The 5793-nt window shown below is 70.7% G+C and carries 4 protein-coding genes; 3 read left to right on the top strand and 1 reads right to left on the bottom strand.

Annotation, left to right across the window (positions count from 1 at the left end; all coding sequences use genetic code 11):
- Positions 1–121: 121 nt before the first annotated feature.
- Entirely contained in the window at positions 122–1540 is a 1419-nt protein-coding gene (locus E2651_RS40630) for a cation:dicarboxylase symporter family transporter (protein ID WP_245239518.1), read from the bottom strand.
- Positions 1541–1696: 156 nt separating this feature from the next.
- Here E2651_RS40630 and E2651_RS40625 point away from each other — a divergent pair, with 156 nt between their 5' ends.
- The 3 genes from E2651_RS40625 (at position 1697) to E2651_RS40615 (ending at position 5639) form a co-directional block, all read left to right on the top strand.
- Entirely contained in the window at positions 1697–3343 is a 1647-nt protein-coding gene (locus tag E2651_RS40625) for a sensor histidine kinase (RefSeq protein WP_135336297.1), read from the top strand.
- Positions 3340–4026: a response regulator gene (locus E2651_RS40620; protein ID WP_135336296.1), complete on the top strand. Its 687-nt coding sequence runs from the start codon at positions 3340–3342 to the stop codon at positions 4024–4026. The genes E2651_RS40625 and E2651_RS40620 overlap by 4 nt, the downstream gene beginning before the upstream one ends.
- Before the next feature lie 137 nt (positions 4027–4163).
- Complete coding sequence (locus E2651_RS40615) at positions 4164–5639, top strand: aldehyde dehydrogenase family protein (RefSeq protein ID WP_135336295.1); 1476 nt, start codon at positions 4164–4166, stop codon at positions 5637–5639.
- Positions 5640–5793 lie beyond the last annotated feature (154 nt).

Genomic DNA, 5793 nt, shown 5'->3' with positions numbered 1-5793 from the left:
GCTCCTGGCCCTCAACGCGGCGATCTGGCACAACTGGGCCTGCAGCACCGAAAAGAAGCGTTCACTGATCCACTACGACCACCCGACCCGGCTGACCAGCACGTAAAAGCACATCAACCATCTAGGCGGTCAGCGACTTCTTCTCGCTCTCGCTGCTGCCGGGCTGGCCGGGGACCGCGTCCACGGTCGACGTGGCCTCCACGGCAGGGGCGTCGCCGCCGTCGTCGAGCAGTGTCTTCTCGTCGAACGGCAGCTTCCCGTCGAGGACCAGGGTGACCCGGTCCCGGTCGACCTCCTTGGTCCACGTACCGATCAGGAGCGTGGCGACCGCGTTGCCCGCGAAGTTGGTCAGGGCGCGGGCCTCGCTCATGAAACGGTCGACGCCGATGATCAGGCCGACGCCGTCCACCAGGCCCGGCTTGTGCGACTGCAGGCCGCTGGCCAGGACCGCGATGCCGGACCCCGAGACACCCGCCGCGCCCTTCGACGCGATCATCATGAACAGGAGCAGCGAGACCTGCTCGCCGATGCCCAGCGGCTGGTCCATGGCGTCGGCGATGAAGAGCGAGGCCATGGTCAGGTAGATCATCGTGCCGTCGAGGTTGAAGGAGTAGCCCGTCGGGACGGTGATGCCGACGACCGGGCGGCTGACACCCAGGTGCTCCATCTTCGCGATGAGCCGCGGAAGCGCGGACTCGGACGAGGAGGTGGAGAGGATGAGCAGGAACTCGCGGCCCAGGTACCTCAGGAGCTTGAACAGGTTCACGCCGGTGACCAGGCGCAGCAGCGTGCCGAGCACGACCAGGATGAACAGCGCACAGGTGACGTAGAACCCGATCATGATCGTCGCCAGGGCCTTCAGGGCGTCCGTGCCGGTCTCGCCGACCACCGCCGCCATCGCGCCGAACGCGCCCACCGGGGCGGCCCACATGATCATGCCGAGGACCCGGAAGACCAGCTTCTGGATGTGCTCGATGCCGCGCAGGACCGGCGTGCCCGCCGTGCCCATCGCCTGCAGGCCGAAGCCCACCAGCAGGGCGACGAGCAGGGTCTGCAGGACCTCGCCCTCGGTGAACGCCGAGACGAGCGTGGTCGGGATGATCCCGATCAGGAAGTCGACGGCTCCCGTGCTGGCCTCGTCCGCGGCAGCGTGACTCGCGTCCTTGGCCGCCTCGGTCAGGTCCATGCCGGAACCGGGGTGCAGGATGTTGCCGACCAGCAGGCCGATGGCGAGGGCGACGACCGACATCACGACGAAGTAGCCGAGCGCGAGCCCGCCGACCTTGCCGACCTTGGCGGCCTTACGGACCGAGCCGACGCCGAGCACGATCGTGCAGAAGATGATCGGCGAGATCATCATCTTGATCAGGCTCACGAAGCCGGTACCGACCGGCTTGAGCTCCTTGGCGAAGTCCGGGAAGAGCAGGCCGACGCCGATACCGAGCACGACGGCGATGATGACGGCGATGTAGAGATAGTGGGTGCGGTCCCGCTTCGCTGCGGGGTCCGGTGCCACCTTGCTGTCGGTGGTGTCGGCCACGGGGGCCCTCCTTGAACGACTACGTCGGCGTTTTTCAGCCAGTGCGTGCGGCTCACGTCCTGGGCGGGGAATCCCGGCGACTATCTCTCGCCCTGTGAGGGCGGTCACCCTTACGTTCATTTAGTTCGTGCTTATACGGCGAGGCAGACTGGCACCATGCCCCTCACCCGTCCAGCCCGCCCGCGCAGCCTCGCGGGCCAGCTCTTCGCGATGCAGATCGTCCTGGTCACCCTGGTGGTGGCCGGATGCGCGCTGTTCACGTTCCTGAGCGACCAGCGGCAGGCGGAGGAGGGCGCGCGCCGCCAGGCGACGGCCGCGGCACGGGCCGTCGCGGACTCCCCCTCGGTACGTGCGGCGGTGCGCGGCGAGGATCCGACGAAGATCCTCCAGCCGTACGCGACCGATGTGCGCCGGCACACCGGCGTCGACTTCGTCACGATCATGGACCCGGACGGCATCCGCTGGACGCACCCCGACGAGCGCCGCATCGGCGAGGTGTTCCTCGGACACCGGGCCGAGGCGCTGAAGGGCAGGACGTTCACGGAGACGTACACGGGAACCCTCGGCCCGTCCGTCCGCGTGGTCACCCCGATCCGGGACGGCGACGGGAGCGGTCCCATCACCGGCCTGGTCAGCGCGGGCATCACCATCGAGGAGATCAGCGAGAAGGCGCGCGGCCAGCTCCTTGCCCTGCTCGGCGTCGCCGCGGCCGCGCTCACGCTCGGCGCCGTCGGTACGTACGTCATCAACGCCCGCCTGCGCCGCCACACCCACGGCATGAACGCCACCGAGCTGAGCCGGATGCACGACTACCACGAGGCGGCGCTGCACGCGGTGCGCGAGGGCCTGCTGATGCTGGACGGGCAGCGGCGGATCGCCCTCATCAACGACGGGGGACGCGAACTGCTCGGCGTATCGGGCGACTTGGTGGGCCGCAATGTCGCCGAACTGGGCCTGCCCGCGCCCCTCACGGGCGCGCTGCTCGCCGCCGAGCCCCGGGTGGACGAGCTGCACCTGACGGCGGACCGGGTGGTCGTCGTCAACACGTCCCCCGTGTCGAGCGGCGAGCGCAGAGGAACGGTGGTCACCTTGCGCGACCACACCGAACTCCAGGCCCTCACCGGCGAGTTGGACTCGGAGCGCGGCTTCACGCGGGCGCTGCGCTCGCAGGCGCACGAGGCCGCCAACCGCCTCCACACGGTGGTCTCCCTCATCGAACTGGGCCGCGCAGACGAGGCGGTCGACTTCGCCACGGCCGAGCTGGAACTGGCCCAGACGCTGACGGACCAGGTCGTCGCGGCGGTCAACGAGCCGGTCCTCGCCGCCCTGCTCCTGGGCAAGGCGGCTCAGGCGAACGAACACGGCGTGGAGCTTGTCGTCTCCCCCGACAGCAGCATCGACGACGGCATGCTCCCGCCGGACCTGCCGGCCCGCGACCTGGTCACGGTCCTCGGCAACCTGATCGACAACGCGGTGGACGCGGCCCAGGGCTCCCCGGCGGCGCGCGTGACGGTGACGGCACGGGCCGACGAGGAGGGCCTGACGCTACGGGTCTCGGATACGGGGCCGGGGGTGGACCCCGCCCACACGGAAGCGGTCTTCGAACGGGGCTGGTCCACCAAGGCCGCGACGGGCCGCGGCCTGGGCCTGGCCCTGGTCCACCAGACGGTGACGAAACACGAGGGAACACTTACGGTGCGGGAGGCGCCGGGGGGCGGCGCGGAATTCGAGGTCCACCTGACCACCGCTCCGGCTGCGGACAGCCCTTCCCCGTCCGCGTCCGCAAACGGAGGCACCCAGTGACCGAGCAGATCCGCGTCCTCGTCGTCGAAGACGACCCCGTGGCCGCCGACGCCCACGTCCTCTACGTCAACCGCATCCCCGGCTTCCACGCCGTGGGCAAGGCCCATACCGCCGCCGAGGCGAAACGCGCCCTCGACCGCACGGACGTCGACCTCCTCCTCCTGGACCTCCACCTCCCCGACGGCCACGGCCTCCAGCTCGCCCGCACCCTGCGGGCCGCGGGCCACCGCACGGACGTCATCGCGGTGACGTCCGCCCGCGATCTGGCAGTGGTCAGAGAGGGCGTATCCCTGGGCGTGGTCCAGTACGTACTGAAGCCCTTCACCTTCGCCACCCTCCGCGACCGCCTCACCCGCTACGCGGACTACCGCACCGCCGCCGGCGAGGCCACCGGCCAGGACGAGGTGGACCGCGCGCTGGCGACCCTGCGCGCACCCGGCCCCGCCGCCCTCCCGAAGGGCCTCAGCGGACCCACGCTGGAACGGGTGACCCGCGGCCTGCGCGACGCCCCCGCCGACGGCCTCACCGCGGCGGCCACCGCCGAGTCCGTCGGCATCTCCCGCATCACCGCACGCCGCTATCTGGAGCACCTGGTCACCACGGGCCGCGCCACCCGCACCCCGCAGTACGGCCATGTGGGCCGCCCGGAGTATGTGTACCGCTGGCTCACCTCCACCACCTGAGCCACGCACCGGCCCTCATAGACCCCGGCTATCAAGGTCATTCGCGAATCGAGCATTGTGACCGCCCCCCACCTGCGCGAACCTGACGACGCCCGGCACCGGCACCGAAGCCGGCCGCGTCCAGCGAAGGGGAGCGCATGGCACACCGAACGACGCACGATCCCGCCCCGCACCTCCTGCTCAACTTCATCGACGGCCAGTGGGCCCCGAGCGAATCCGGCCAGAGTCGCAGCGACCTCAACCCGGCCGACTTCACCGACGCCATAGGCGAGTTCACCGAGTCCGGCGGCGTCGACATCGACCGCGCGGTGGACGCCGCCGCCACCGCCCTGCCCCGGTGGCGGGAGCTCGGCCCCATCAAACGCGCGGCCGTCCTGACCGAAGCTGCCCGAATCCTCCGTGAGCGGGCCCCGGAGTTCGCCGCCGCCATCACCCGTGAACAGGGCAAACTCCTCGGCGAGGCACGCGGCGAGGTCGCCCGTTCCCTCGCCGTACTGGACTTCACGGCGGGCCAGGCCCGCCTCCTCGGCGGAGTGACCGCGCCGGCGGAGGAGGAACGCACTTTCGCGTACACGTTCCGCCGTCCGATCGGCGTCGTGGGCCTGGTGTCCCCCTGGAACTTCCCCCTCGCCATTCCCCTGTGGAAGGTGGCCCCGGCCCTGCTCGCGGGCTGCACTGCGGTACTGAAGCCGTCCCCGCTCACCCCTCTCACGTCGGCACTCCTCGTGGAGGTCTTCCAGCAGGCGGGCGTCCCTGACGGCGTCTTGAACCTCGTCCAGGGCGATGTGGCCGCGGGCGAGGCCCTGGTCGCCAACGAGGCGGTGGCCGGGATCAGCTTCACCGGCTCGCTCCCGGTCGGCACGGCCATCCACACCGGCGGCGCCCACCGCCTCCTGCGCACCCAGCTGGAGCTGGGCGGCAAGAACGCGGTCATCGTCTGCGACGACGCCGACCTGGACCGGGCCGTGGACGCCGTCGTACTCGGCGCCTTCGGGCAGGCCGGGCAGCGGTGCAGCGCCACCAGCCGGGCCGTCGTGGACGTACGCGTGCGGGACGCCTTCCTGGCGCGGCTCGTACCCCGCGTCGCGGCGTTGCGCGTCGGCCCCGGCGACGACCCCGACTCCCGTGTCTGCCCGGTCGTGAACACCGCCCGCATGGACGCCGCGCTGACCGCGATCGCGGGAGCCGCGCGCGACGGCGGGAAGGTCCTGTGCGGCGGCGGACGCGCCACACGCCCGGGCCTGCCCGACGGCTGCTACGTGGAGCCGACCGTCATCCGCGACGTCCCCTGGGACAGCGACCTCGCGCAGGAGGAGGTGTTCGGCCCCGTACTCGCCGTGGTCGACGCGGACGGCTTCGACGACGCGCTGCGGATCTCGAACTCGGTGAAGTACGGGATGTCCGGCACCGTCTTCACCGCGTCGCAGTCACGCGCCTTCGAGGCGGTGGACCGCTTCGAGGCGGGCATGCTGCACGTGAACCGCCCGGGCGTGGGCGCGTACGCGCACCTCCCGCACCTCGGCTCCAAGGCCTCGCAGTACGGCCCCGCCGAGTGCTCGCCGCAGGTGTGGGACTTCTATACGGAGTGGCATTCGGCCTGCATCAGTTACTGATTACTGATGCACCGCACCTGAGTCGGCCCCGGCGCGAGCCTCATCGCCGGGGCCGACTCACCTACGTACAAAGGGAGTTCACAAGGGAGTTCACAACGCCTTGAGGTTCTCCTCCGCCAGGCCGAAGGACAGCGTCTGTCTCTTATAAACATCT

It is taken from the genome of Streptomyces sp. MZ04 (genome assembly GCF_004684775.1).
GTDB lineage: Bacteria > Actinomycetota > Actinomycetes > Streptomycetales > Streptomycetaceae > Streptomyces.
The sequence above is the reverse complement of the archived record's forward strand: the minus strand, read 5'-3'. Positions and strand labels throughout refer to the sequence as shown.